The 25,170-nt window shown below is 75.8% G+C and carries 21 protein-coding genes and 1 tRNA gene; 8 read left to right on the forward strand and 14 right to left on the reverse strand.

Going from position 1 to position 25,170, the window contains the following annotated elements; translation table 11 throughout:
- The first annotated feature begins 272 nt into the window (after nucleotides 1–272).
- Nucleotides 273–344, forward strand: a tRNA-Gly gene (locus QOL16_RS08405).
- Between the two features lie 153 nt (nucleotides 345–497).
- Here QOL16_RS08405 and QOL16_RS08410 read toward each other — a convergent pair.
- A complete protein-coding gene (locus tag QOL16_RS08410) occupies nucleotides 498–1,307 on the reverse strand; it encodes an FAD-binding oxidoreductase (RefSeq protein WP_254780256.1) in 810 nt (269 codons plus the stop codon).
- On the reverse strand, nucleotides 1,304–1,897 hold the full coding sequence (locus QOL16_RS08415) for a molybdopterin-dependent oxidoreductase (RefSeq protein ID WP_071284525.1): 594 nt from the start codon (nucleotides 1,895–1,897) through the stop codon (nucleotides 1,304–1,306). Before QOL16_RS08415 ends, QOL16_RS08410 begins: the two co-directional genes overlap by 4 nt.
- 201 nt (nucleotides 1,898–2,098) lie before the next feature.
- On the opposite strand from QOL16_RS08415, the gene QOL16_RS08420 reads away from it, so the two are divergent.
- Nucleotides 2,099–2,635 (forward strand): SIP domain-containing protein, encoded by a 537-nt coding sequence (locus tag QOL16_RS08420; RefSeq protein ID WP_071284549.1) that lies wholly within the window; start codon nucleotides 2,099–2,101, stop codon nucleotides 2,633–2,635.
- Between the two features lie 186 nt (nucleotides 2,636–2,821).
- On the opposite strand, the gene QOL16_RS08425 is transcribed toward QOL16_RS08420, so the two are convergent.
- From QOL16_RS08425 to QOL16_RS08435, 3 genes are read right to left on the reverse strand one after another with little or no spacing between them, the layout of a single operon-like run.
- Nucleotides 2,822–3,739, reverse strand: a complete 918-nt coding sequence (locus QOL16_RS08425) for a glycosyltransferase family 2 protein (RefSeq protein ID WP_071284551.1) — start codon at nucleotides 3,737–3,739, stop codon at nucleotides 2,822–2,824.
- Nucleotides 3,736–5,346: a D-glycero-beta-D-manno-heptose 1-phosphate adenylyltransferase gene (gene rfaE2, locus QOL16_RS08430; protein ID WP_139266391.1), complete on the reverse strand. Its 1,611-nt coding sequence runs from the start codon at nucleotides 5,344–5,346 to the stop codon at nucleotides 3,736–3,738. The genes QOL16_RS08425 and rfaE2 overlap by 4 nt, the downstream gene beginning before the upstream one ends.
- Complete coding sequence (locus QOL16_RS08435) at nucleotides 5,343–6,983, reverse strand: aldehyde dehydrogenase (protein ID WP_071284553.1); 1,641 nt, start codon at nucleotides 6,981–6,983, stop codon at nucleotides 5,343–5,345. Before QOL16_RS08435 ends, rfaE2 begins: the two co-directional genes overlap by 4 nt.
- A gap of 209 nt (nucleotides 6,984–7,192) precedes the next feature.
- Between QOL16_RS08435 and QOL16_RS08440 the strand changes: the two genes are divergently transcribed.
- Nucleotides 7,193–8,305 carry a glycosyltransferase family 9 protein gene (locus QOL16_RS08440; protein WP_071284555.1) on the forward strand — a complete coding sequence of 371 codons (1,113 nt, stop codon included), beginning with the start codon at nucleotides 7,193–7,195 and terminating at the stop codon, nucleotides 8,303–8,305.
- A 203-nt stretch (nucleotides 8,306–8,508) separates the two neighbouring features.
- Here the strand turns inward: QOL16_RS08440 and QOL16_RS08445 are convergent, their stop codons facing one another.
- The 7 genes from QOL16_RS08445 to QOL16_RS08475 all read right to left on the reverse strand — a co-directional run bounded on the left by QOL16_RS08445 (nucleotide 8,509) and on the right by QOL16_RS08475 (nucleotide 15,681).
- Nucleotides 8,509–9,213: an SDR family oxidoreductase gene (locus QOL16_RS08445; protein WP_071284557.1), complete on the reverse strand. Its 705-nt coding sequence runs from the start codon at nucleotides 9,211–9,213 to the stop codon at nucleotides 8,509–8,511.
- 139 nt (nucleotides 9,214–9,352) lie between these two features.
- Complete coding sequence (locus tag QOL16_RS08450) at nucleotides 9,353–10,879, reverse strand: PfkB family carbohydrate kinase (protein ID WP_083395019.1); 1,527 nt, start codon at nucleotides 10,877–10,879, stop codon at nucleotides 9,353–9,355.
- Nucleotides 10,876–11,502, reverse strand: a complete 627-nt coding sequence (locus QOL16_RS08455; protein WP_065963657.1) for an SIS domain-containing protein — start codon at nucleotides 11,500–11,502, stop codon at nucleotides 10,876–10,878. The genes QOL16_RS08450 and QOL16_RS08455 overlap by 4 nt, the downstream gene beginning before the upstream one ends.
- Entirely contained in the window at nucleotides 11,499–12,818 is a 1,320-nt protein-coding gene (locus tag QOL16_RS08460; RefSeq protein ID WP_071284559.1) for a glycosyltransferase, read from the reverse strand. The genes QOL16_RS08455 and QOL16_RS08460 overlap by 4 nt, the downstream gene beginning before the upstream one ends.
- Nucleotides 12,815–13,816 carry a glycosyltransferase gene (locus QOL16_RS08465; RefSeq protein ID WP_071284562.1) on the reverse strand — a complete coding sequence of 334 codons (1,002 nt, stop codon included), beginning with the start codon at nucleotides 13,814–13,816 and terminating at the stop codon, nucleotides 12,815–12,817. Before QOL16_RS08465 ends, QOL16_RS08460 begins: the two co-directional genes overlap by 4 nt.
- Nucleotides 13,817–13,951: 135 nt before the next feature.
- Nucleotides 13,952–15,025 (reverse strand): glycosyltransferase family 9 protein, encoded by a 1,074-nt coding sequence (locus tag QOL16_RS08470; RefSeq protein ID WP_071284576.1) that lies wholly within the window; start codon nucleotides 15,023–15,025, stop codon nucleotides 13,952–13,954.
- Nucleotides 15,026–15,129: 104 nt separating this feature from the next.
- Nucleotides 15,130–15,681 carry an HAD-IIIA family hydrolase gene (locus QOL16_RS08475; protein ID WP_071247148.1) on the reverse strand — a complete coding sequence of 184 codons (552 nt, stop codon included), beginning with the start codon at nucleotides 15,679–15,681 and terminating at the stop codon, nucleotides 15,130–15,132.
- A 63-nt stretch (nucleotides 15,682–15,744) separates the two neighbouring features.
- Between QOL16_RS08475 and QOL16_RS08480 the strand changes: the two genes are divergently transcribed.
- The 5 genes from QOL16_RS08480 (at nucleotide 15,745) to QOL16_RS08500 (ending at nucleotide 21,771) form a co-directional block, all read left to right on the forward strand.
- Nucleotides 15,745–16,725, forward strand: a complete 981-nt coding sequence (locus QOL16_RS08480) for a glycosyltransferase family 9 protein (RefSeq protein WP_071284564.1) — start codon at nucleotides 15,745–15,747, stop codon at nucleotides 16,723–16,725.
- Nucleotides 16,726–16,763: 38 nt separating this feature from the next.
- The gene (locus QOL16_RS08485; protein ID WP_065963667.1) at nucleotides 16,764–17,120 is read left to right on the forward strand and encodes a PRC-barrel domain-containing protein; all 357 of its coding nucleotides are present in this window, start codon (nucleotides 16,764–16,766) and stop codon (nucleotides 17,118–17,120) included.
- A 77-nt stretch (nucleotides 17,121–17,197) separates the two neighbouring features.
- On the forward strand, nucleotides 17,198–18,298 hold the full coding sequence (locus QOL16_RS08490; RefSeq protein ID WP_071284566.1) for an SGNH/GDSL hydrolase family protein: 1,101 nt from the start codon (nucleotides 17,198–17,200) through the stop codon (nucleotides 18,296–18,298).
- Nucleotides 18,299–18,355: 57 nt separating this feature from the next.
- Nucleotides 18,356–18,811, forward strand: coding sequence for an NUDIX domain-containing protein (locus QOL16_RS08495; RefSeq protein WP_065963670.1), 456 nt, complete (start codon nucleotides 18,356–18,358; stop codon nucleotides 18,809–18,811).
- Between the two features lie 698 nt (nucleotides 18,812–19,509).
- Nucleotides 19,510–21,771, forward strand: coding sequence for a collagen binding domain-containing protein (locus QOL16_RS08500; protein WP_071284568.1), 2,262 nt, complete (start codon nucleotides 19,510–19,512; stop codon nucleotides 21,769–21,771).
- Between the two features lie 731 nt (nucleotides 21,772–22,502).
- On the opposite strand, the gene QOL16_RS08505 is transcribed toward QOL16_RS08500, so the two are convergent.
- Both QOL16_RS08505 and QOL16_RS08510 read right to left on the reverse strand, forming a co-directional pair.
- Entirely contained in the window at nucleotides 22,503–23,903 is a 1,401-nt protein-coding gene (locus tag QOL16_RS08505) for an MFS transporter (RefSeq protein WP_139266261.1), read from the reverse strand.
- Nucleotides 23,904–24,141: 238 nt separating this feature from the next.
- Nucleotides 24,142–25,110, reverse strand: a complete 969-nt coding sequence (locus QOL16_RS08510) for a hypothetical protein (protein ID WP_071281783.1) — start codon at nucleotides 25,108–25,110, stop codon at nucleotides 24,142–24,144.
- Nucleotides 25,111–25,170 lie beyond the last annotated feature (60 nt).

A 25,170-nucleotide genomic window follows, 5' to 3' on the forward strand; every position in this document is an offset into this window, starting at 1 on the left:
GGCCGACGACGGGCACCGAGGAGACATCCGGAGCCGGAGGCCGTCCGGATTGGTCCCGGTCCGCGCCGTGCGGTTTCCCGCAGTCCCGCAGTCCCGTGCCCCGGGATCCCGCACGATCCTGCTCCGGCCGGTGGTCAGCGGCCACGGGCCCCCGGGAGGTGCTCGTCCGTCCGGCGGTCCACGGCACCCAGGGTGCGAGCCGGACGCGCGACGCGCCCGGCACCGCGGGGATGCCGGGGTCTGCGGCCGGGCGCGCTAGAGTGGTGTCGTACGCGGATGTGGCGCAGTGGTAGCGCATCACCTTGCCAAGGTGAGGGTCGCGAGTTCGAATCTCGTCATCCGCTCGGACATAAGGCCCCGGTCACCGACCGGGGCCTTCGTCGTTGCCGGCGCGGATCAGGTCCGCGGTGCCGGGCCCCGGCACCGATCGGGTCCCTGTGCAGATCCGGTCCCCGGCACCGATCGGGTCCCGGTGCAGATCCGGTCCCCGGCCCGGATCAGGCCCCGCCGAACCGTTCCGCGCGGACGTCCGACGTGTCGTGGCCGAGCTCCCCGAGCCACCGCAGCACCTGCTCCACGAACGGGGTCGACCCGCAGACGTAGACCAGGGCGCCGGCCTCGGGCGGGAGCACCGACCGCTCCAGGCGGTCCCGGGTCAGGCGTCCCACGGGCTCGTCCGACCCGTCGGGACCGCGGCGGCTGTACACGTGCGTCACCTCGAGCGGAGCGTCGGCACGGCGGGCGTCGTCGAGCTCGGTGCGGAAGAAGACGTCCTCCGGCGTGCGGGTCGCGTACAGCAGGCGGAACGGCTGCGGGTCGTCGGCCTCGGCGTGCGCGACGATCATCGGCAGCAGCGGGACGAACCCCGACCCGCCCGCGACGAGCTGCACCGGGCGCGCCGAACCCGTGGGACGCCAGACGAACCAGCCACCGAGCGGACCGTGTACGTCGAGGCCGTCGCCGACCTCGATCGCGTCGACGAGGAACGGGGAGACCTCGCCGTCGTCGACCCGGTCCACCGCGAGCGTCACGCGCGTGCCGTCGCCGGAGGACGCGATCGAGTACGACCGCGAGGCCTGGTAGCCGTCCTCGGCCGTGAGGCGGAGGTCGAGGTGCTGACCGGGTTCGTTGCCGGGCCACGTCGGTACGTCGAGGACGAGTCGGCGGGCGTTCGGGGTCTCCGGCGCGGCGGACGCGACGGTCGCGGCGTGCCAGGCCGGGCGCCTGCGGGCCGTCGCCGACGGGGCGGCGGCGGGACGGGCCTCCAGACCGGGTGCCGGCGCGTCGGACGGAACGGCCGCGCTCACCAGTACCGCTCTTCCTTCCACGGGTCACCGTGCATGTGGTAGCCGGCATCCTCCCAGAAGCCGGGCTGGTCGTCGGCCTGCATGACGATCCCGCTGACCCACTTCGCGCTCTTCCAGAAGTACAGGTGGGGGACCAGCAGGCGGGCCGGACCGCCGTGCTCGGGCGTCAGGGGAGCGCCGTCGGCCTCGAACGCGATCCACGCCTTGCCGTGCAGCAGGTCGTCGAGCGGGACGTTCGTCGTGTAGCCGCCGGTGCTGTGGACCATGCAGTACCCGAGGGCGGTGTCGACCTCGGCGAAGAGCCGGTCGAGCGGGACACCCCGCCACGCCATGTCGAGCTTCGTCCAGTGCGTCACGCAGTGGATGTCGACGGTGACGTCCTCGACGCCGAGCGCCCGGACCTCGTCCCACGTCCAGGTGCGCTGGCCGGACTCCGTGCGGATCGAGAAGGTCCAGTCGGCCGGCGCGACGTCGGGGGTGGCACCCGCCGAGAGGACGGGCCAGTCGCCGACCAGGGTCTGCCCCGGAGGGATCCGCGCGTCGTCGCGGTCGTCCCGTCCCCGACCGAAGCCGCGGGTGAACGTCGCCATGGGTGCTCCTTCGTCCGGCCGTCGCTCACGATCATGCCGGGTCGGCGGGCGGGACGCACGGGCGGCGCGGCGGGTCGGGCGCGGCGGGTCGGGCGCGGCGGGTCGGGCGCGGCGCGTCGGGCGCGGCGCGTCGGGCGTGGCGGGTCGGACTCCTGCCACTGTCCCAGCCGACGCGTCGGTGGCAGCGCGTAGCCTCGTGCCATGTCCGGGAGCGACGAGCACCCCACCGACCACACCGACGACGACCACGCGCCGGGCGACGCCCACGGCACGGGCGATGCCCACGCCACGGGCGACGCCTACCCCCTGGGCGACCTCCACACCGACCAGGGCCCGATCACCGACCGCGTCCTCGTGGCGGGCGGGCTCGCCGACCTGCCCGAGGTCCGCCGCATCCTCGAGGAGCTGCCCGACTCCGCGTACGGCCAGGTCTTCGTCGAGGTCGCCTTCGCCGACGAGGTCCGGATCCTGCCCGCCCCGCCGCACCTGACCGTGACGTGGCTGGTCCGCAGCGACTGGCCGTCGACCATCACGACGCTGCTGTTCGCCGACCACGGCGAACTGCTCGCCGACGCCGTCACGGCCTGGGCCGCGGAGTGGTGCGTCGTCGGTTCCGAGCCCTACACCGCGGTGTGGATCGGGTGCGTCGACAGCCCCTGGGTCGAGCGTGCCCGGTCGATCGTGCAGATCGACCTCGCCGCCACCGGGCAGCAGGTGCAGGTGGAGTCCGGCGGCTGACCGCTGGTTGCGCCCGTCACGGACGGGACCGGTCGGCCGGGAGGCGCGGCTCGGGTCGACGGGGCCGGTGCGGTCCACCGACGGGTCGCCGTGTCCCCTGGTGGCCGGGTCGACCGCCGCGGCGACCGGTCCGACGCTGCACGCGGCGGCGCGGCCTGCGGTCGCGTGCGGCCCGGCCGGGGCCGGTCAGGCCCCGTGCCTCGCCCCGGCGTCCTCGAAGAACACGTCCGGCGCGTCGACCCGCCGGTCGGTGACCGTCGTCGGGCTCTCCAGGTGGACCGCGCCAGAGGGCAGGATGCCGGCACCGCCGAAGCGCTCCATCACGCGCCACTGGGCGACGACGTCCTCGCCCGCGTGCTCGCTCGGCAGCGCCGACCAGAAGCCGAACCCGCCGACGGCCTCGAGCGCGTCCCGGTCGTAGAGCACGCAGGCCCCGACCCAGGCGACCCGGTACGGCACCCATCCGCCGGGCTCGACGTCGAGTTCGGCCGCGACGTGCGCCGGGTTCGCGGCGTTGTGCAGCGAGAGCCGGTCGAACGCCGGTGTGCCGCGGCGCACGACCTCGGGGACGACGGGCCCGTCCCACCGCTCGAACACCACCGTCTCGTGCGGGCGCCGGTCGGCCAGGTAGGACAGCCCCTGCACCGCGCTGCCGACGAACCCGCACCCCAGGTCGTGCAGGGCGTCGAGCATCCGGCGGAGGGCGCCCGGTTCGAGCCAGACGTCGTCGTCGAGGTACAGCACCGCGGCGGCCGCGGCGTGGTCGAGCAGGTGCTGCCGGTGCTCTGCCAGGCCACGCCGTTCCGGGTGCGCGAGGAGCGTGACGGGGCGGCCCTGTGCCTCCAGGACGCGGAGCATGGCGGCGACCGCCGGCGCGGTGGCGGCGTCCTGGCCCGCGGACTGGTCGCTGAGGACGAGGCGGAGGGCGACGTCGGTCTGGGCGGCGAGCCCGGCGAGGGTCGTGGCCAGCTCGGCCGGACGACCGACCGTCGGGACGAGGACGTCGACCTCGACCGCGGGACCGTCGGCGGCGGGACGTGCCCAGTCGCCCGACCAGCGGGCGACCGGGAGGGCCGGTGGGGTGGACGTGCCGACGGCGCTCACGGTGCCGGGTCGGGCTCGACCGGTTCGGCGGTCGGGGCGCGGTCGTCGGAGGGACGGTCGACGGGGACCGGCGCGGTGTCTGCCGACGGTGCGGGGTCGGCCGCCACGCGGCCGGCCGCGTTCGCTGCCGCCGCGGTGTTCGCCGCTGCCTCGCGGATGCGCCGGACGACCGCCGTCGTGGAGTGCTCGGGGACGTAGTCGACCATGACGACCTCGCCGCCGTAGGCGCGCACGACGTCGGTCTCGCTGAGCATCTCGGGGGAGTAGTCGCCGCCCTTGACGTACACCTCGGGGCGGAGGCGCTCGATGAGCGGGATGGGGGTGTCCGTCGCGAACACCGTCACGAGGTCGACGCAGGCGAGCGCGGCGAGCACGCCCGCGCGGTCCTCGGCGGTGTTGATCGGGCGCTCCGGGCCCTTGAGCCGGCGGACCGAGTCGTCGTCGTTCAGTGCGACGACGAGCAGGTCGCCGAGCTCGCGCGCCTGCCGGAGGTACGTCGTGTGCCCGCGGTGGACCACGTCGAAGCAGCCGTTCGTGAACACCACGCGTCGTCCGGCGGCACGGGCGGCGTCCACGGCGAGCGACAGGTCGTCGTGGTCGACCACGGTCGCGGCGGGGGCGGTCACCGACTCGAGCAGGGCGGCGGCCGAGCACACCGAGGTCCCGGCCTCGCGCACGACCACGTCGGCGGCGGCCTGGGCGACCGCGACGGCGTCCCGGAGCGGGGTGTCGACGGCGAGCGCGACGGTGGCGGCGGCGCAGAACGTGTCGCCGGCGCCGGACGCCTGCTGCTCGGAGGCGGGGGTCGCGCGGGTCCGGAACGCCTGCTCGGCGTCCGGCTCGAGCAGGACGGTGCCGTCCCGGTCGAGCGTGACGACGGCGGCGCGCGCACCGGACCGGGCGAGGACGTCGGCGCGGGCGTCCACCACGACGGGGACCCGGGCGGCACCGGCGCCGAGTTCCCGGCCGAGCAGGCCCGCGGTCTCGCCGGCGTTCGGCGTCACGAGGTCGGGGTGCAGGGCGGCCCAGCGGGTCAGGTCGTGCGCGTCGACGACCACCGCGTTGGGGCGGTCCCGGTCGAGCACGGGGACGACGTCCGACGGCTCGACGCCCAGGCCGTAGTCGCAGACCACGGCGGCGTCGGCACCGCGGACGGCACGGGCGACCGCCTCGGCGAGCCGTGCGCCGTCCCGGGCGTGCGGGGCCTCGGTGATCTCGTCGACGCGGACGACCACGCGGTCGCCGCCGACCACACGGGTCTTCGTCGTGGTGCGGGCGCCGGGGACCTCCACGAGGAAGGTCGTGTCCACGCCGGCGGCACTGAGCCGCTCGCGCAGCACGCGTCCGGACTCGTCGTCGCCGACGAGCCCGACCATCCGGACGCGGGCGCCGAGGGCGCGTGCGTTGACGGCGGTGTTCGCGGCGCCGCCCGGGACCGCGACGGTCTCGGTGACGCGGACGACGGGTGCGGGGGCCTCGCGGGAGACCCGTTCGGCCTCGCCGACCGTCCACTGGTCGAGGATGCAGTCGCCGACCACGACGACGAGCGGTTCGCGGTCGTCGACGGCGGCGACGAGGTCGCGGACGAGACGGACGTCGGCGGTCATCGGGTCTCCTCGGTGTTCGCTGTGGTGCCGACCCCGGAGCCGGTGGCGACACCGGTGCCGGCGTCGGAGCCGGCGGCGGCACCGGTGCCGGCGTCGGTGCTGGCGGCGGCATCCGTACCGGCGGTGTCGCCGGTCTCGGCCGCCGCGGTGCTCGGCGTCGTGGTGGCCGGTGTCGTGGCGCCGGTCCCGGCCACTGCGGTGCTCGTGCTCGTGCTCGTGCTCGTGCTGTCGGAGCGTCGTGCCGGTGCCGCCTCGAGGTGCACGACCGTCGTGGTCGTCATCTCGTCGAGCAGGTGCGGCCCGTACCCGAAGCCGGCGCCCGAGGCACCGCGGGGCTGGGCGCTGCCGCCCGGTGCGCCGCCGAAGACGGCGTTCACCTTCACGGTGCCGACCGGCAGCTCGGCCGCGGCACGCAGCGCGTGGCCGGTGTCGGCGGTCAGGACGGTCGCGGCGAGGCCGTAGCGGTCGGCGGCGGCGAGGCGGAGCCCCTCGTCGAAGGACTCGACGACGCGGACGGGGGCGATCGGCCCGAAGGTCTCCTCGATCATCACGAGCATGGTGTCCGTGACCCCGGTCAGGACCGTCGCCGGGTAGAACGCTCCCGGACCGCCCGGGACGACCCCGCCGGTCTCGACCGTGGCCCCGGCACGCACGGCGTCGTCGACGTGGGCCTGCACGGTGTGGCGCAGCCGCTCGTCGACGAGCGGGCCGAAGTCGGCGGCCGCCGAGGCGGTGCGGCGCTCGGCCTCGGCGACGAGTGCGGCGACGAAGGGCTCGGCGACCGCGCGGTGCACGTAGACGCGCTCGACGCTCGTGCAGATCTGCCCGGTGTTCGCGAACGCGCCGAGGGCGACCTGCGCCGCGGCCCACTCCGGGTCGACGTCGCCGTCCACGACCACGGGGTCGTTGCCGCCGTTCTCGCGGATGACGTGGGCGCGCGTGCGGGTGGCGACCTCGGCGAGGCGGTCGCCCGTCGCGGTCGAACCGACGTGCGCGTACACGTCGATGCCGTCCTGCTCGAGCAGGAGCTCGCCCGTGGTCGCGTCACCGTCGACCCCGACGAGGACGCCCTCGGGGAGCACCTCGGCGAGCAGGGCGTTCAGCCGGGCCGTCGTGGCGGGGGAGCGCTCACTGCCCTTGTGCACGACGGTGTTGCCGGTCACGACTGCCGCGCCGAGGATCCCGCACGCCACGGCGACCGGGTCGTTCCACGGGGTCAGGGCGAGCACCACGCCGCGGGGGTGCGGGACGGACCAGTCGGCGGCGCCGAACTGCCCGCGGAGGGCCTCGCCGCGGTGGACCGGCCCGAGCTCGGCGTACTGGACCAGCGTGCCGATGCCGGCGTGCACGCCGCCGAGGGCGTCACCGGGGACCTTGCCGGTCTCGCGCGTGTTGAGGTCGGCGAGTTCCTGGGCGTGCGCACGCAGGTGCTCGGCCGCCGCGTGCAGGAGCGCCCCGCGCTCCGCCGGTGCCGTCCGTGCCCACGCCGGGAACGCCGCACGTGCCCGGGCCACCGCGGTGCGCACCTCGGTCGGCGCGGTGCGGGCGGTGGTCGACGCCACCGCGCCCGTGACGGGGTCGGTGACGACGATCGCATCGGCGTCGGTCTCGGTCGTGGACGGTGCAGCGAGGGTCATGGATGTCCTTCGAGTGGCGGGCGGGGAGCCCCACGCTGCTCGGGCCACCCTGGGCGGCCGTCCGGGTGCGCGGTGCTCATCCGCAGAACGCAGGCGCCCCACGACCGTCGTCCGCGGAGCGCACCGGTGGTGGGCGATCCGGCCGTCGCGCGCCCCGTGCCCGCGCAGTCCGACCACGCTCTCGGGACCGCTCCGGTAGACGAGGATGCGTGCAGCTGATCGGCAACGGTGGAGAACGGTTCGACGACGTCCGGGAGATCGCGGTGCTCCGCGGTGGTGGCCTGGGAGACCTGATGTTCGCGGTCCCCGCACTCGAGGCGTTGGCCGCCGCGTACCCCGAGGCCCGCATCACCCTGCTCGGCACCCCGCTCGCACCGGCGGTCCTGCGCGGACGCACCGACGCGGTGCACGCCTTCGAGGAGCTCCCCGTCGCCCCCGGCGTCCGTGAGTCCGGCGACGGCGCCCCCGACCTCGAGGAGTTCGTCGCCCGGCTGCACGGCCGCTTCGACCTCGCCGTGCAGGTGCACGGCGGCGGGCGCAACTCGAACCCGTTCCTGCTCCGGCTCGGCGCCCGGCACACCGTCGGCACCGCCACCGAGGACGCCGAGGTCCTGGAGCGCTGGGTCCGCTACGTCTACTACCAGCACGAGGTGCTGCGCGGCCTCGAGGTCGCCTCGCTCGCCGGCGCCGCACCGGTGACGCTCGACCCCCGCGTCCGCGTGACGGACGAGGAACGCTCGGCCGTCCGGGAGCGCCTCGGCGTGACGGGCCGGCTCGTCGCGGTGCACCCCGGTGCCACCGACCCGCGGCGACGCTGGAGCCCGGAGCACTTCGCGGCCGTCGTCACCGCCCGGCTCGACGCCGGGGACGACGTGGTGCTCGTCGGCGACGCGTCCGACGTGCCGGCGTCGCAGGCGATCCGCGGCGCGGTCCCCACGGCGCTGCACGACCACCTGCACGACCTCACCGACGCGCTGCCGCTGACCGAGCTGCCCGCGGTGCTCGCCGCCGCCGACGTGCTGGTCGGGGACGACTCGGGACCGCGGCACCTCGCGGTCGCCGTGGGCACCCCGACGGTCGGCGTGTTCTGGTTCGGGAACGTCGTCAACGCGGGCCCGACCGACCGCGGCCGCCACCGTGTGCACCTGTCCTTCGTCACGCGGTGCCCGGTCTGCGGCGTCGACGTCACGCAGGTGGGCTGGACCGCGGAGCGCTGCGAGCACGACCCGTCGTACGTCGACGAGGTCACGCCCGAGGCCGTCCTGGCGGACGTCGCGGACCTGTTGGCCACGACGGTCAGGCCGGTCGCCGTCGCGCGCTGACGCACGATCGGTCGGGAGGCGCCGCCCACCCCGCCCCGCCGGTCCGGCCCGGCCGTCGGTCGCGTCGCCACGCGCGGCCCCGCACGTCGAGGTGCCGAGGACGCGCGTGGCGTGTACGTCGAGGTGTCAGGGGCGGCACGAAGAACGCCCCGCGGTTCCAGGATTCTGGGACCTCGGGGCGCTCTCGACCCGACCCGGGCGACCTACGGCCAGCTGGGCTCGGTCGCCGGCATGATCGACAGCTCGCGGATCTCGCACCCGGCCGGCTGCGACAGCGCGAACAGGATCGCGTTCGCGACGTACTCCGGCTCGATGAGCTGCGCGTCCGGGCCCGGCTTGTACTGCTCGGTGCGGCCCTCGAAGAACGCCGTGCGCATGCCGGCGGGGATGATGTTCGTCACGCCGATGCGCCCGGCGGTCTCGGCCGCGAGGGCCTGTGAGAACCCGCGGACGCCGAACTTCGACGCCGAGTAGGCGGTGCCGTCGCCGACCCCGCGCAGCGCGAGCGAGGACGAGATCGTCACGACGCGGCCGTGCGTGGCCTCGAGCGCGGGCAGCGCGGCACGCACGACGGCGGCCGTGCCGAGCAGGTTCACGCCGACGATCTGCTCCCAGTCGCCGGAGGTCAGTGCGCCGATCGGGGCCGGCTTGTCGATGCCCGCGGCGGTGACCACGGCGTCGAGTCCGCCGTGGCGCTCGGCGGCGGCGCGGACGGCCTGCTCGGTGGCCTCGGTGTCGGTCACGTCGACCGCGACGGCGTCGACGCCCTCGGGGACCGCGTCGATCCGCAGGTCGAGGACGATCGGGGTACCGCCGGCCTCGGTGACGGCGGCGACGACCGCCGCGCCGAGACCCGAGGCGCCGCCGGTGACGAGGACGCGGCCGATGGGGGTGGTGGGGACGGGCATGGACTTCCTTCCGGGAGGTCGTGGTGCGGTCCGTCGGTGGTGCCGGCGGACGGTCGTGGAGGTGGGGACCGGCGGACGGGAGGCGCGTGGCGGCGGTGCGCCGTGCCTCCCGTCCGGTGGGTGGTCGGGTGGGGCGGCGTCAGCCGACCCGCGCGATGGCGGCGGCGAGCCGGGTGGTCGAGCGCCCCGCGTGGAACGGCACCGTGACGACACGGCCTCCCCACTCGGCGAGCGTCGCCGCCTCGGGCAGCTCGCTCGCGGCGTAGTCGCCGCCCTTCGCCCAGACGTCGGGGCGGAAGCGGCGGAGCGCCTCGTCGGGGGTGTGCTCGTCGAACACGACCACGGCGTCGACGCAGTCGAGCGCGAGCAGCAGCTCGACCCGGTCGTCCTGCGTCATGATCGGCCGCTCCGGGCCCTCGAGGGCGCGGACCGAGTCGTCGGAGTTGAGGCAGACGACCAGGCAGTCACCGAGCGCGCGCGCCGCGGAGAGCGTGCGCGCGTGTCCGGCGTGCAGGAGGTCGAAGCAGCCGCCGGTCGCGACGACCGTGCCGCCGGCGCTGCGGACCTCGTGCACGACCCGCATCGCGTCGCGGTCGACGCCGGGGACCGGGACGGGCGCGGGACCGTCGTCGGCGAACAGCGCGGTGACGCCGCCCGCGGCGAGGTACTCCGATGCGGCGAGCACCCCGGCGGCGACGGCGTCGGCGACGTCCGTACCCTCGGCCAGGGCCACCGCGACGCCGGCCGCGAGCCGGTCGCCGGCGCCGCAGGGGTCGCCCGCGGTGACCGACGGGGCGGGGACGAACCGGCTGTCGAGCGCGTGCGCGCCGCCGTCGGCCGAGGGACGCCGGCTCGCGACCAGGGCGCCGCGGTCGCCGAGCGTCACGGCCACGGCGGCGACGTCCCAGGTGGCGACGAGCGCTGCGGCGGCGTCGGTGGCGAAGGGCACGCCCTCGCCGGACAGGTCGGTGAAGCGCCGTGCCTCGCTCGAGTTCGGCGTGACGACCGCGGTGCCGGCGACCGGTGCTGCGCCCTTCGGGTGTGGGTCCCACACGACCGGGGTGTGCTCGGCGACCCGGCCGAGCGCGGCACGCAGGCCGGCGGAGGCGGCGACGCCGCGACCGTAGTCGGCGACGACGATCGCGTCGGCGCCCTCGAGCGCGGCGGTCATCTCCGGGGTGGTGTCCGGGACGGGCGGGGTCGCGCAGCCCTCGTCGATGCGGACGAGGGCGTGGTCGACGACCCGTACGCGGGTCTTCACCGGCGTCGGGGCGCCGGACGGTCCGGCGACGACGTGGACGTCCGGCAGCAGGGCTCGGATCTCGTCGGCGCGGTCGTCGTCGCTCAGGACCGTGACGAGGGTGACGTCGTGGCCGTCCCGGGCGAGCATCGAGGCGACGAGCCCGGCGCCACCGGCACGGCGGTCGTCGGTGCGGACGTCGACGACGGGGACCGGGGCGTCGGGGCTGAGTCGTTCGCTCGTGCCCGAGACGTCGACGTCGAGCAGGGTGTCGCCGACCACGACGACGCGGCGGCGTGTGCCGTGCGTGCCGGCAGTGTCGCCAGTGTCGGCGGTCTCGGTGGCGCGCGGCGTGCCGGCGGTCTCGGCGGTCTTGGTGGCGCGGGGTGTGCCGGCGGTCTCGGTTGCACCCGGTGCGCCGCTCATCGGCGTGCTCCGCGGCGCAGGGCGGGCTCCATCGCTCGGCACAGGGCGTGCACGAGGACGAGCTGCGCCTCCTGCACGTTCGCCGACGGCCCCTCGATCCGGATCGCGTCGTCCACGGCGTCGGCCAGCGGGTTCGGGCCGGGGCCGGTCATCGCGATCGACCGGGCGCCCACCGCGCGGGCAGCCGCTGCGGCGCGGAGCAGGTTCGGGCTCTTGCCGCTCGTGCTGAGCAGCACGACCACGTCCCCGGCTCGGGCGTGCGCCGTGACCTGGCGGGCGAAGACCTCGTCGAAGCCGTAGTCGTTGCCGATCGCGGTGACGGCGGACGACTCGGCGTGCAGCGAGATCGCCGAGTACGCCGGGCGGTCGCCGTCGAAGCGGCCGGTGAGCTCGGAGGTCAGGTGCTGCGCCTCCGCGGCCGACCCGCCGTTCCCGGCGGCGAGGAGCCGACGACCGGCGACGAGCCGTGACGCGATGTCGTCCGCCCAGGCGGCGATGTGGTCCTTGTGGTCGACGAGCGACGCGATCACCGGGACCGAGGCCGCGATGTGGTCGACGACGGTGCGGACGCTGCTGTCCTCGGTGCCCGGGTCGCGGGTGCCGGCCTGCTGGTCGATGGTCATCGTGCGGTCCTCTCCGTCGGGAGCGTGGAGCGGGAGGTCCGTCCGACGCGGGTGGGGCGGGAGCCCGTGGTCGTGGTGGTCGGCACGGCGGCCGACCCGGCGACGAGCCGTTCGTAGACGCGCTCGCTGTCCGCGGCGACCTTGTGCCAGGTGTACTTCGTCTCGGCGCGACGTCGCCCGGCGCGGCCGTACGCCTCGCGACGCTCCGGCTCGTCGAGCACGAGGCCGACCGCGGCCGCGACCGCGTGCTCGTCCCGCGGGGGGACGTGCAGGCCGGTCGCGTCCTCGACGACGGTGTCGATGAGGCCGCCGACGCTCGACGCCACGACGGGACGGCCGCAGGCCATCGCCTCGAGCGGGACGATCCCGAAGGGCTCGTACCAGGGGGCGCAGACGACGACGTCGGCGCTGCGGTACACCTCCGGCATGTCGCGCTGGCCGAGCTGCCCCCGGAAGGACACGTGCTCGCGGACACCGAGCGAGCGGGCCAGGGCGTCCAGGCGCTGGTACTCGGGGTCGTCGACGAGGTCGGCCCCGGCGACACCGGCGCCGCCGACGACGACGAGCTCGACGTCGCGTCCCTCGTCGAGGAGCTTCGCGAGGGCGGCGATCGTCGTGCCGACGCCCTTCCGGCGCACCAGGCGCGACGCCGTGAGCACACGGAAGGTGCGACCGCGCTCCTCGACCGGTCCGTCGGGCGTGAACAGCTCGGTGTCGACGCCGCAGGGCACGACCGAGATCGCGTGCAGGGGGACGCCGAGCGCCTTGAGCTCGAACGCCTCGTCGGAGCAGGTCGCGATGACCTGGTCGGCGGTGCGGCCGACCGCGGGCTCGACCCACTCGCGCTCCCCGGGGCTCGTGTCCGCCGTCCCCTGGTGCCGACGCTTCACGACGCCGAGCGCGTGGAACGTCTGCACCACGGGGATGCGGACACCGCCGGTGCGCGCCTGGACCTGCTGGACGGCGTCGATCGCGGCGTGCCCGGACATCCAGAAGTGCCCGTGCACGACGTCGGGTCGGTCGAGGAACCACTCGGCGGCGAGCACCGAGGCGAAGGTCCCCATGTACGGGTACAGGTCGTCCTTCGGCACGTGGCGCGCGGGTCCGGCGTCGACGTGCACGACCTCGACCCCGGGCCGCAGGGCGACCCGGACGGGCAGGTCGGCGTCGTCGCGGCGGGTGTACACGGTGACCTGGTGCCCCCGGTCGGCGAGGGCCCCGGAGAGCTCCGCGACGTGCACGTTCTGTCCGCCGGCGTCCACGCCGCCGAGGACGGCGAGCGGGCTGGCGTGTTCGGAGACCATGGCGATCCTCATCGCGCGCTCCCTTCCAGCGCGGGCGTCGCCGCGCGGTCGCGTCGCGCTCCGCGCGCGACGGCGTCGTCGAGGAGGTCGTCCCAGTCCGCCAGGTACCGGCCGAGCGCGTGCCGCGCGAGCGCGGCCTCCCGTGCCACGGCACCGCGGCGGCGGGCCTCCTCGGGGTCCTCCAGGAGCGTCCGGGAGGCGCGGACCAGGTCCGCCACGTCGGTCGCGATCGCGCCGGCGTCGGCGGGCACCGACCGCGGCGCGTCCGTCGTGGCGAGGACGAGCACCGGCATCGCCATGTGCATCGCCTCGATGAGCGAGAGCCCGAGGGACGTCCACCGGTTCGGGTGCACGTATGCGCGCCGCTCGGCGAGCGCGGCGTGCATCGGGTCGGCGGGGACGTCTCCGAGCGGGACGACGCGGTCGCCGAAGCCGAGCTCCGGGAGCCGGTCGGTGCCCATGCCCCAGACGTCGACGGGTGCGACCGCGGCGAAGCGGGGGAGCAGGTCGGTCCCGACCACGCGACCGCGGCGGACTGGTTCGTTGATGACGACGCCGAACCGCTCGAGCGCCCCCGTGTACAGCGGACCCGGGTCGACGACGCCGTGCTCGACCACGGTGGTGCGGGTGCGACCGCAGTCCCACATCAGGGCGTTCCAGTGCGTCACGTGCGCGATGACGAGGTCGTCGCGGTCGCGCATCGGGTGCAGGCTGCCCGGCACGTCGACCCGCGGGGCGTTGTGCTCGACGAAGACCATCGGGACGTCCCGGCCACCGAGCAGCCGCTGTGCTTCCTCGAGTTCCTCGGTGCGCTGGAGGACGACCACGTCGACCTCGGCGTCGACCAGGTCGGCCGGGTCGATCTCGATCGCCGAGTCCGGCCAGTCACGTCCGCCTCGGCCGAGGCCCCAGCCGTCGCGGGCGGGGGTGGTCGGGATGAGGTACTCGTGGGGGCCGCGGACGAAGGCGTCCATCCAGCCGCCGTGCACGTGCCACACGAGGATCCGCATGCAGGGCCTTCCGTCTCGTCGGTGCCCCTCCGGGAGGCCTGCGGCCGGGGTCGGTGACCCGTGGTCGAGGAGAAGGAGGAGCAGTGGCGCACGCTACGCAGCGACTGCTCCTCCTCCTCGCAGGCTTCCGCGCGATCATCCGCGCAGCGCGACCACCAGTCGCTCGTGGGCCGCCAGGACGTCCTCGACGCGCACTCCGGACAGGCACGGGTGCCCGGCGACCGGGCACTCGCGGGCCCGGCTGAGGCGGCACGGTGCGGCCTGGTCACCGAGCAGCTCGACGGCCGGGGCGTACGGCGCCCACTTCACCGCGGGCACCACGGGGGAGAACAGGCTGACGATCGGGGCACCCACCGCGGCCGCGAGGTGCGCGGGCCCGGTGTTGCCGACGACGACCACCTCGGCGCCGGCGAGCACGGCCGCGAGCTCGGCGGGGCTCGTCCGGCCGCCGAGGTCGAGCGCGGTGTCGCCCGCGACCGCCGCGGTGAGCGCGCGTTCGCCCGGGCTGCCGGTCACGACGACCGGGACGCCGCGGGCCGCGTACGCGGCGACGAGCGCGCGGTGGTGGCCCTCGGGCCACGACCGCGCCGGGACGCTCGCTCCGGGGTGGACGACCACGTAGCGGTCGAGCGCGACCACCTCTGGCGGTGCGACGGCGTCGTGCCGCACCGCGAGCCTCCCGTCGTCACCCGGCGGCAGCCGGAACCCGGCGGCCTCGGCGATGCGCAGCGCCCGCTCCGGTTCGGGCAGGTCCTCGGGCAGGTCCTCGCCGGGCCGCAGCCGCACGTCGAGCAGCGACCCGGGGTGGTCGACCGAGGCGCCGGAGACGCGGGCGACCCCGGCCAGGCGGAGGAGCAGCGCGACCGGCAGGGGGGACTGGTGGAACGAGGTGAGGACGACGGCCTCGTCCGGCTGTTCCTCGGTGACGAGCGCGCGGAACTCGCCGAGCAGGGCGTCGTCGATCGGTCGGGCGGTCTCGGTGACCCACGGCGCCGCCCACACCCGCACGCGGTCGACCCCGGGCAGGAGGTCGGCGGCGGGGGAGCCCTGCGGCCCGCAGAGCATCGTGACGTGCGACGCGCCGGCCGCGACGGCGCGGACGGCGGGGCCGGCGACCAGGACGTCACCGAACGAGTCGAGGCGCACCACGAGGACGCGGGGGCGGCGGGGCTCGTCGGCGGGGGACGTGCCTCCGGTCTCCGTCCCCACGGGCGTGCCGACCGGCTCCGTCCCCGTAGGCGTGCCGTCCGGCTCCGCGCCCACGGGCGTGCCGTCCGGCTCCGCGCCCACGGGCGTGCCGCCCGGCTCCCCGCTCACGCGCGTGCGGCGGGGACGCGGGCGAGCACCGCGGTCACGGCGTCGTCGAGCGAGTCGACGACGGTGTCCGCCGCGTCGACCTCCTCTGCGCGGGTCCGCGGGGTGGGCACGAGGATGCCCTGCGCGCCGGCGGCGACCGCGGCGCCGACGTCGGCGCCGATGTCCCCGACCACGACGAGCTCGGACGGGTCGATCCCGAGCCGTTCCGCCGCGTCGAGCACCATGCCCGGCCGCGGCTTCCGGCACCGGCAGTCGTCCCCGGCGTCGTGCGGGCAGACACACCACACGTCGAAGGGGCCGACGAGCTCGTCGACCCGGGCGTTCGTCGCGTCCACCTGCTCGCGGGTGGCGAGGCCCTTCGCGATCGCGGACTGGTTCGTCACGACGCCGACGCGGAGCCCGGCGGCACGCGCACGCTCGACCGCACGGTGCGCACCCGGCACCGGCACGACGAGTCGCGGGTCGGCGTTGTACGGGACGTCGATCACGAGCGTGTCGTCACGGTCGAACAGGAGACCGCGCACGACGCGGTCCTTCGCGAGGGCCATGCCCCAGTGCTACCGGAGCGCACCCGCGAACGCCCCCAGTGCGATCCGGTTAGCGTCGCCGGGGTGACCGCCGTCCCCACGCTGCCCCCGTCCGACGGGCGCCCGGACCTCCTGGTCCTGCGCGCCATCAAGCTCGGCGACGCCCTCGTCGCCGTCCCCGCGCTGCACGCCCTCCGCCGGGCCTTCCCGGGCCACCGCATCACCCTCGCGACCACCGCCTGGCTCGCCCCGGTCGTCGAGCTCCTCCCCGTCGACGTGCACCTCGCCCAGCACGGGCTCGACCACGCGATCGCCGCGCCGCACCGTGCGGTCGACGTGGCGGTCAACCTGCACGGCGTCGGCCCGGAGTCGTCCGACCTCGTCGCCGCGCTCGGTGCGCGCCGGGTGATCGGCCACGCCGACCCCGCCCACGGGTACGACGGCCCGGAGTGGCCGGACGACGTCCACGAGCGCGAGCGCTGGGCACGCCTGGTCACCTGGCACGGCATCCCCGCCGACCCGGACGACGTCGCGATCGCCCGCCCCGAGACCCCCTCGGTCGCGCCCGGGGCGGCCGTCGTGCACGTGGGCGCCTTCCACGGTGCCCGGCACTGGCCCACCGACCGGTTCGCGGCCGTCGCGCGCGGGCTGCGGGAGCGCGGACACGACGTGGTCCTGACGGGAGGCGCGGACGACGTCGACCGCGCGGCGGCCGTCGCGCAGGGGGCCGGTCTGGCGCCGGAGGCGGTGCTGGCCGGCGTGCTCGACCTGCAGCCGTTCGCGGCCGTGATCGCCGATGCGGCGGTCGTCGTCACGGTCGACACCGGCGCGGCGCACCTCGCGTCCGCCTACGGCGTCCCGTCGGTCGTGGTGTTCGGTCCGGCGCCGCCCGAGGCATGGGGTCCGCCGGCGTCCGGTCCGCACGTCGTCCTCACCGACGCGTCGGTCCGCCGTGGCGACGTGTTCGCCGAGGACCCGGACCCGGCGCTCCTCGCGGTGGGCGTCGACGACGTGCTCGCCGCGGTCGACTCGCTGCCCGTGACCGTCCGCAGCAGCGCTCGGTAGCGTCGAGGACGACCTGTCCTGCTCGAAGGGAGCACCCCGTGTTCGAAGCTGCTGACGTCCGCGACTGGATCGGCCTCGCCGTCGTCGACGACACCGAGGACAAGATCGGCACCCTCGAGAGCATCTACTACGACACCGCCACGTCGGAGCCGGCCTTCGGCTCCGTGACCACCGGCCTCGTCGGCTTCCAGAAGCTCCTGTTCGTGCCGCTCGTCGGCGCCACCGTCGCGCCGAAGCACCTGCGTGTCGCGTTCCCGAAGAAGCTCGTCAAGGACGCGCCGTCGATCCCGACCGACGGCGAGCTCGAGGCGACGACCGAGCCGGTGCTGTACGAGCACTACGGCCTGCAGTACCAGACCGGCAGCGGCGGCGAGCGGCGCCTGGGACGGCGCTGACCGCGGCGGGCGGGTCGGACCGGTAGCCTGGTCCGTCCCGCCCGCGCCCCGCGCGGCGGTGTCGTCCGTCCCGTCCCGTGGAGGTCCCCCTGCTGCGCTCCCGGATCCCGCGCGCCCTGGCCACGGCGCTGGCCGTCGTCCTCGTCGCCGTGTGCGGGGTCGCCGTGGGCAGCGGAACCGGTGCCGGCGGCGTGCTCGGGGTCCCGTCCGCTGCTGCCGCGCCGATGTGGCCGGTGCCGGCCCCGTTCCCGACGACCGACCCGCCGACCGACACCCTCGCGGGTCTCCCGCCGGGCAGCGAGTACGTCGCGCTCGGCGACTCGTACTCCGCCGGCTACGGTCTGCCGGACCCGACCGGGTTGCCGACAGCAGTGTGCGGGCAGTCCGCGCGGGACTACCCGCACCGGATCGCTGCGCGGTACGGCCTCGTGCTGCACGACGTGACGTGCGGTGGGGCGACGAGCCGCGACGTCGTCTCGGGCCACCAGTTCAAGGGCGTGCCGCCGCAGATCCGGGCGCTGTCCGACCGGACACGGCTCGTGACCCTGTCCATCGGGGGCAACGACGCCGGGCTGTTCAGCACCGCGGCCTCGTGCCTGGCGCTCGCGCCGGACGGTCCGGTGTTCTCCGGGCGGGACGCACCGTCGTGCCGGAGCCAGCTCGTGCGCGGCGGTGTCGACGAACTCGGCGACACGATCCGGTCCGACGTCTCGCTCGGCATCGCCGACACCCTCGCGCGGGTCCGTGCAGCGGCACCGAACGCGGTCGTCGTCCTCGTCGGGTACCCGGCGATCTTCCCCGACGCCGAGCACACGCCGAAGGGCGGTTGCTTCCGGCCGACCCTCGACCTCGGCACCTTGGCGGGGCGCTTCCCGACCGACACGTACCCGTTCACCGACACCGACGTGCGCTACCTGCACGGCGTCCAGGCCGACCTCGACGAGGTCTCGGCCGCGGCGGCCCGCGCAGCGGGCGTGTCCTACGTCGACGCGTTCACGAGCACCCAGGCGCGGACCGCGTGCGCGACGAGCCGTGCGTACGTCGAGGGGGTGACGTTGGAGGGCAGCCGGAACCTCAGCCGCATCGACCTCGTCGCCGGGTCACTGCACCCGAACGAGCGCGGCGTCGCGTACCTGACCCGGCGGGTGGCCGCCGAGCTGCAGACCCTCGCCGGCTGATCCCGACCGTGGCAGCGCCGGCGCGCGGGCCCCGTCCCGTCGGGCTAGCCTCGGGCCGTGGTCACCAGCGCCGGACTCCTGCTGCACCGCGGATCCGTCGCGGGCGGTGACGCGGAGGTGTTCCTCGCGCACATGGGCGGCCCGTTCTGGCGCTCCCGCCCGCGCGCCTGGTCGATCCCGAAGGGCCTCGTCGAGGCGGGGGAGGACCCGCTCGACACCGCGCGGCGCGAGTTCGCCGAGGAGATCGGCGTCCCGCCACCGACGGGCACCGTGGTCGACCTCGGCGAGGTCCGGCAGGCGTCGGGCAAGCGCGTGCACGTGTTCGCCGTCCGTGCGGAGGACTTCGGCGTCGACGTCGTCCGGAGCAACACCGTGCGCCTCGAACTCCCGCGGGGGTCGGGCCGCTTCGTCGAGGTCCCGGAGGTGGACGACGCCCGGTGGGTGCCGCTCGCCGCGGCGCGGGACCTGCTCGTCGCGGGACAGGTCCCCGTGCTCGACCGCCTGCCGGGCTGACGGCCCGGAGCCCGCGGTCCGCCGCGCTCCCGCACGACCAGAGGCAGCTCGCGCCACGTCGTTCCGTGGCGCGACGTGCTTCCGTTTGTGTGCAGCCACCGCCTGTCGAGCGCCGCCCGGCGTGCGCAAGGCGCGACCGCCGCGCAACCACCCACCGGCCTGGAGGCGCAGCTCCAGTCCGCCCCGCGCCTCCCGTCCGGCGGTGCCGCGGTTCACCGCGCTCCCGCACAACCAGAGGCACGTCGCGCCACGTGGTTCCGTGGCGCAACGTGCCTCCCGTTGTGCGCAGCCACCCCGCGTCGAGCGCCGCCCGGCGGGCGCAGCGCGCCGGCGCACCGCGCGCGACCACCCGCCGGCCGGGAGGCGCAGTACCAGCCCGCCCCGCGCCTCCTGTCCGTCGGTTCCGCGGTTCACCTCGCCTCCGCACAACGGGGAGCACGTCGCGCCACGTCGTTCCGTGGCGCGACCTGCCTCCCGTTGTGCGCAGCCACCGCGCGTCCAGCGCCGCCCGGCGTGCGCAACGCGCCCGCGCACCGGGCGCGACGACCCACCGGCCGGGAGGCGCGGCACCAGCGCGCCCCGCGCCTCCCGGCCGACGGACCCGCCACGGGTTCCGTCGAGGCAGGCACGGACATGCTCTCGCTCATCGGATAACCTGAGGACTCGTCAAGGATCCGGCGCGGGACAGGGGAACACTCATGCGCCGACTGCGCACGATCACGGCCGGCGCGACCGGCGTCGTCCTCGGACTGGGCCTCGTGCTCGCGGGGGCGACCACAGCGACCGCCGCGACCGAGGGGCACTGGGGTGTCTTCACCGCCACGGGGAAGGCGGGCGCCTACACCGGTGAGGTGGCCCTGCCCGGCTTCCCGACGACCACCTGGACGTCGACCTCGCGCCAGGCACAGGTCATCGGCGGCACGACGACGGGTCAGGGCCCGTCCACGCCGCCCGGCGCGGTCTACGGGGACAGCAGGGGCAACTCGTACCTCAACCTCCGTCCGGCCGCCGACCGCCCCGACGCGTCGGGTGCAGCCAGGACGACCTACACCTTCGCGGGAGGCACGCCCGGTGCGGGCGGGTGGTCGTTCGTGCTCGGGGACATCGACGCCGACCAGGCGACGATCGCGGCGACCCTTGCCGACGGCAGCCCCGCCTCCGTCGCACAGCTCGGGTACCAGGGGTCGTACAACTCGTGCTCGACCGTCTCGCCCGGCGGGTGGAGCTGCCCGAGGGACCCGGGCGGTGTGCCCGCCGGGCAGGACGTGCCGACCTGGGACGCCGCGACCGGCGTCCTGCGTGGCAACGCCGGTGCGGTCGACACCGCGGGGGCGACCGCGTGGTTCACGCCCACGGCCTCCCTCGCGACGCTCACGATCGCGTTCCAGCAGCGCAGCGGTGCCCCCGTCTACCAGACCTGGTTCGCCAACCGCACCTCGTCCCTCTCCGGCACCGCGACCCTCGACGGGGCGGCCCTCCCGGACGCCCTGGTGACGGTGACCGCACCGAACGGGTCGGTCGTCACGACCACGACCGACGCGCAGGGGCGCTGGTCCGTCCCGGCGCTGACACAGGCCGACGGCTACCGGGTCTCGGTCTCGACCCCGGACAACGCGACCGTGCAGACCGCTCCCGGCCCGGTGTCCCTCCGCGCCGACGTGACGGGCGCCGACACCGCCTTCGTCACGCCGCCCGGCACCGTCGCGGTGGACGGCACCGTGGTGGACACCGCGGGCACCCCGGTCGCCGACGTCCCGGTGGTCGTCAGGGACGCGACGGACGGCACGGTCCTCGCCGAGGTCACCACCGACGGTGACGGCGCCTGGACCGCCGTCGGTCTCCCCGCGGGGTCCGCCATCGTGGCGAGCGTCGTCGGCGGCACCCCGGTCGCGGCCACGACCGGTGCGGACGGCGCGCCGACCGTCGTCCTGGCGCCCATCGTCGTGCAGGCACCGCTCGCCACGATCAGCGGGCGGGTCACCCTCGACGGTGCCGCGCCGAGTGCATCGACGGTCGAACTCGTGCAGGCCGGGAGGGTGGTCGCGACCACCACCACGGCGCCCGACGGCTCCTACGACTTCCGCGTCCTTCCCGGGACCTACACCGTCCGCACCACCGAGCCCGTGGTCGGTGCGACGGGCAGCACCGAGGTCACGGTCACGGCGACCGGCTCCGGGACGGCGAGCGCGGACTTCCCGTTCGCCACGCCCGTCCCGTCGACCACCTCACAGGCGGGGTCCGTGAGCTACCGCGGCGGCGCTCCGGTGGCCGGAGCGACCGTGACGGCCCGACCGGTCGAGGCCGGTTCGGGCACCGTCGTCGTCGTGACGACCGCAGCCGACGGGTCGTACGACCTCACGGGTCTCACCCCGCTGACCGACTACCGCCTGACCGTGACCGGTGCCGAGACCACGTCGGTCACGACGGGTGCGACGGGAGCTGCGACCGCCCGGGTCGACTTCGTCCTCCCGCTGCCGACGGTCGACCAACCCGGAACGGTCACGGACGCGGACGGACGGCCCGCCGCCGGCGTCCCCGTCGTCGCGACGCCCACCGCGGGTGACCCGGTGTCCACGACGACCGCGACGGACGGTACCTTCACGCTGCCCGGTCTGCAGTCGGCGACCGAGTACGACGTCGCGGCCGGCACCGGAGCGACGGCGGGTACCGCGCAGCGGGTCACCACGGCGGCCGTGGGTGCCACGCCGGTGCCGCTGGCGCTGCGCCTGCGCGCCGCCGCCGTCACGCCGGGCCCGGTGACGCCCGCTCCGACACCGGGTGCCGGCCCGACGGCCCCGAGCGGCGTCGGGAGCGCGACTCCCCGCGGGCCGCTCGCGTTCACCGGCGCGGAGGTCGCCCCGACGGCGATCGCCGCGGGTGCTCTGGTCCTGATCGGTGCGGCCGTCCTCACGGCGCGCGCCGCCCGGACGCGACGGCGGGTGGGCGCCGAGCGCGGTTGAGCGCGGCGAGGTTCGCGCGGAGCCGCGGGCCCGCCGACCCGGAGGCGCGGCGCTCGCCCGCCCCGCGCATCCCGCCCGGCGGTTCCAGGGTTCCCCGCGCTCCCGCACAACCCGGAGCACGTCGCGCCACGTGGTTCCGTGGCGCGACGTGCCCGCCGCTTTGCGCAGCGCTACGCGGCCGCGACCGCCCGCCGGACGGGAGGCGCGGCACCAGCCCGCCCCGCGCCTCCCGTCCGGCGGTTCCGCGGTTCACCGCGCTCCCGCACAACCAGGAGCACGTCGCGCCACGCGGTTCCGTGGCGCGACGTGCCGACCGTTGTGCGCAGCGCCCGCGCCCGCGCCTGCGGCCGCGACCGCCCGCCGGACGGGAGGCGCGGCACCAGCCCGCCCCGCGCCTCCCGTCCGGCGGTTCCGCGGTTCACCGCGCTCCCGCACAACCAGGAGCACGTCGCGCCACGTGGTTCCGCGGCGCGACGTGCCGACCGTTGTGCGCAGCGCCCGCGCCCGCGCCTGCGGCCGCGACCGCCCCATCGGTCTGGAGGCGCAGCGCCAGCCCGCCCCGCGCCTCCCGTCCGGCGGTTCCGCGGTCCACCGCGCTCCCGCACAACCAGGAGCACGTCGCGCCACGTGGTTCCGTGGCGCGACGTGCTTCTGGTTGTGCGCAGACAGCTCGCACCACGCGGCACGCGCGCAGCGCAGCAGCGGGCGCAGCAGCGCAGCCTCGCCGCCCCTCAGCCCCGGTGCGTCCGCACCGACCCGGTCGCCGTCCGCACCGACCCCGTCGCCGTCCGCACCGTCCCCGTGACCACGCCGATCGACCCGGTGAGCGTCTGGATCGCCCGTCCGACCACCGGCACCGACGTCGTGACGACCGCGAGCGACGAGGTGATGGCCTCGATCGACGACGTCGACAGGTGCTCCTGCGTGTGCGAGTGCACCGGGAACCCGCGCCGCGCGACGAGCACGACGCCGAGCGACCCGACGAGCACGACCGCACCGGCGAGCGGCATCCACTGCAGCCCGACGGCCCCGAGCGCCTGTCCGCCGACGGCCGCACCCCCGGCGATCCCGATGTTCGACGCACCGTTGACGAGCGCGCCGGCGATGTCGGGGGAGACGCCCCCGGTCCGGATCGCCGCGGCCATGAAGAGGGTGCCCGTGGTGCCGTTGGCGGCCATCCACACGCCGGCGACGACCATGGTCCCGACGAGGGAGCCGTGCACGAACGGCAGCAGGGCGAAGGCGACGACCATCACGGCGATCGCGGCGAGCAGGGTCTGCCGGGGCGCACGGTCGACGAACATGCCCGCGAGCCAGAGCCCGACGATCCCGGTGCCACCGAGCACGAGCAGCGCGCCGCTCACCATCCCGGAGTCGAGTCCGGCGTCGATCGCGTACGGGCCGATGTACGTGTAGACGACGTAGTGGCCGCCGAAGAGCAGCAGGTCGGCCACGACGACCGACAGCAGGCCGGTGCGTGCCCATGCGCGCGGCGAACCGATGTGGGGCGACGCAGCACCGCGGACGGCGGGCAGGAACGCTGCGGCGACGACCGCGAGCCCGGCTGCCGCGACGGCCACGCCGCCGACGGCGGGACGCCAGCCGACGCTCTGCGCCACCCAGGTCGCGAGCGGGACGCCGAGGACGAAGCCGAGCGAGCTGCCGGAGTACACGAAGGCGATCGCGCGGCCGGCCAGGCGCGGCGGGACGATCCGGGTCGCGTAGGCCGAGGCCACGGAGAAGAACAGCGCGTGCGCGACGCCGCCGACGACCCGGCCGGCGCACACGACCGCGAACGAGGGTGCGGTCGCGACGAGCACGTTCGACACCGCGTACCCGACGAGCGTCGCGACGAGCACGGCCTTGCGGGGGAGCCGGGCGGTGAGCGAGGTGAGCGGGAGCGCGAGCAGCGCCACCGCGGCGGCGTACACGGTCACGACGATGCCCATGGTCGACTCGCTGACGCCGAGGTCGCGGCTCATGGTCCCGAGCAGCCCGACCGGCATGAGCTCGGTGGTGATCGCGAAGAACGTCGCGAGACCGAGCACGGCGATGCCGACGACGGACTGGGTGGTGACGGTGATCGGCCGCGTGTTCGTCGACACGGCCGAGGTGGTGGTGTTGGTGGACACGCTGCTGACCTCCTCCGGGGCACGGCGGAGCACGCGTCTGACCGGACCGTCGTGACGGCGGTGCGAGGTGCGCGCTCGCGGTGGGTGTGGACCGGGTCGAGTGACCCGGGATGGTTGTGGACGACTCCACGGCGAGTGCGCTCATCCAGTGTTGCACGCTGCATCCGGATTGCGCGAGGGGCGGAGCCGAGAAAGTCCTAGGAGCGCTCCAACGCAGTGCTGGAGCGGGCATTCCCGATCAGCTCTCGTTCGTCACCGTGCCCTGGACGGCGCCGCCGCGCAGCGTCACCGTGAGGGTCCCGCTGGTCGACTGCGCCGAGAGCGACACCGACCCGTGCAGGGCGTCCTCCCGCGGGTAGCAGGCCGTCGTCGACGCCAGGCGGTTCGCGGTGGCGACCAGGCAGATCGTCGACCGGTCCGTCCCGACGCCGGCCCACACGTTCCAGGGCGTCTCGAACGCGCTGCCGTCGAGCGCACGGTTGGTGAACACCAGGCGGGTGGTCCGCAGGCTGACCGGTGCCTCGACCGGCCCCGGCAGCTGGTCCGCGTAGGTCTGCGGGATGTCGAGCAGCTCCTCGAGCGTCACCGCACCGGGCGTCGGGGTGGTCTGGGGCGCCGACACCGTCTGTTCGTGCGCGGTCCCGACGACCGTGCCGGCACCGAACGCCACGACCGCGGTCACGGCCGCGCCGAGCACGATCCAGATCCGTGGTCGCGTCGTGCGGACCGCCTCGCGGACCCGGGTCACCAGGTCGCGACGACCGCCGTCGCGGTCGGACGGGAGGCCCGACCCACCGCCGCCTCGTCCGTCGCCGCCGTCAGCGGGTGCGTCCACGACACGGGTCGGCTCGCCGGGTCCGCGCACGCCCGGCGGTCCGTCGGAGCGTGCGCGGGCGGACCCCATCACGTCGTGGTCGTGGTCGTGGTCGTGGTCGTGGTCGACCGGCTCCGCCCCGGCTGCGTCCGTCCCGGGGAGGTGGGTCGACGACACCGCGGCGGGCGTGCCGCTCGACGGTCCGGGTCCGGGTCCGGGTCCGTCGGCCGACGGCGCGGAGTCGGGGTGCACGCTGCCCGCTCGGCCATCGTCGGACGGCACGAGCGCTGCCAGGGCGACCCGGGCGCGCGCGGCCTCGTCGGGAGGCGTCGCAGGGCCCCAGGCGAGGGCCTCGAGCCGTGCTCGTTCCCGTGCCACGTCGTCGTCGACCATCAGCGCTCCCGGTCCGGACGCACCGGACCTGCCCATGCTCCCACCGGGACGACCCGCGTG

The sequence above is a fragment of the Curtobacterium sp. MCBA15_004 genome, from assembly GCF_001865055.2.
Classification (GTDB): domain Bacteria; phylum Actinomycetota; class Actinomycetes; order Actinomycetales; family Microbacteriaceae; genus Curtobacterium.

Excerpts from the sequence above, each read along its gene's own strand:
- QOL16_RS08415 (WP_071284525.1), bottom strand. The coding sequence starts at position 1,897 with ATGGCGACGTTCACCCGCGGCTTCGGTCGGGGACGGGACGACCGCGAC.
- QOL16_RS08420 (WP_071284549.1), top strand. The coding sequence starts at position 2,099 with ATGTCCGGGAGCGACGAGCACCCCACCGACCACACCGACGACGACCAC.
- rfaE2 (WP_139266391.1), bottom strand. The coding sequence starts at position 5,346 with ATGACCGCCGACGTCCGTCTCGTCCGCGACCTCGTCGCCGCCGTCGAC.
- QOL16_RS08435 (WP_071284553.1), bottom strand. The coding sequence starts at position 6,983 with ATGACCCTCGCTGCACCGTCCACGACCGAGACCGACGCCGATGCGATC.
- QOL16_RS08445 (WP_071284557.1), bottom strand. The coding sequence starts at position 9,213 with ATGCCCGTCCCCACCACCCCCATCGGCCGCGTCCTCGTCACCGGCGGC.
- QOL16_RS08450 (WP_083395019.1), bottom strand. The coding sequence starts at position 10,879 with ATGAGCGGCGCACCGGGTGCAACCGAGACCGCCGGCACACCCCGCGCC.
- QOL16_RS08455 (WP_065963657.1), bottom strand. The coding sequence starts at position 11,502 with ATGACCATCGACCAGCAGGCCGGCACCCGCGACCCGGGCACCGAGGAC.
- QOL16_RS08460 (WP_071284559.1), bottom strand. The coding sequence starts at position 12,818 with ATGAGGATCGCCATGGTCTCCGAACACGCCAGCCCGCTCGCCGTCCTC.
- QOL16_RS08465 (WP_071284562.1), bottom strand. The coding sequence starts at position 13,816 with ATGCGGATCCTCGTGTGGCACGTGCACGGCGGCTGGATGGACGCCTTC.
- QOL16_RS08475 (WP_071247148.1), bottom strand. The coding sequence starts at position 15,681 with ATGGCCCTCGCGAAGGACCGCGTCGTGCGCGGTCTCCTGTTCGACCGT.
- QOL16_RS08500 (WP_071284568.1), top strand. The coding sequence starts at position 19,510 with ATGCGCCGACTGCGCACGATCACGGCCGGCGCGACCGGCGTCGTCCTC.
- QOL16_RS08510 (WP_071281783.1), bottom strand. The coding sequence starts at position 25,110 with ATGGTCGACGACGACGTGGCACGGGAACGAGCACGGCTCGAGGCCCTC.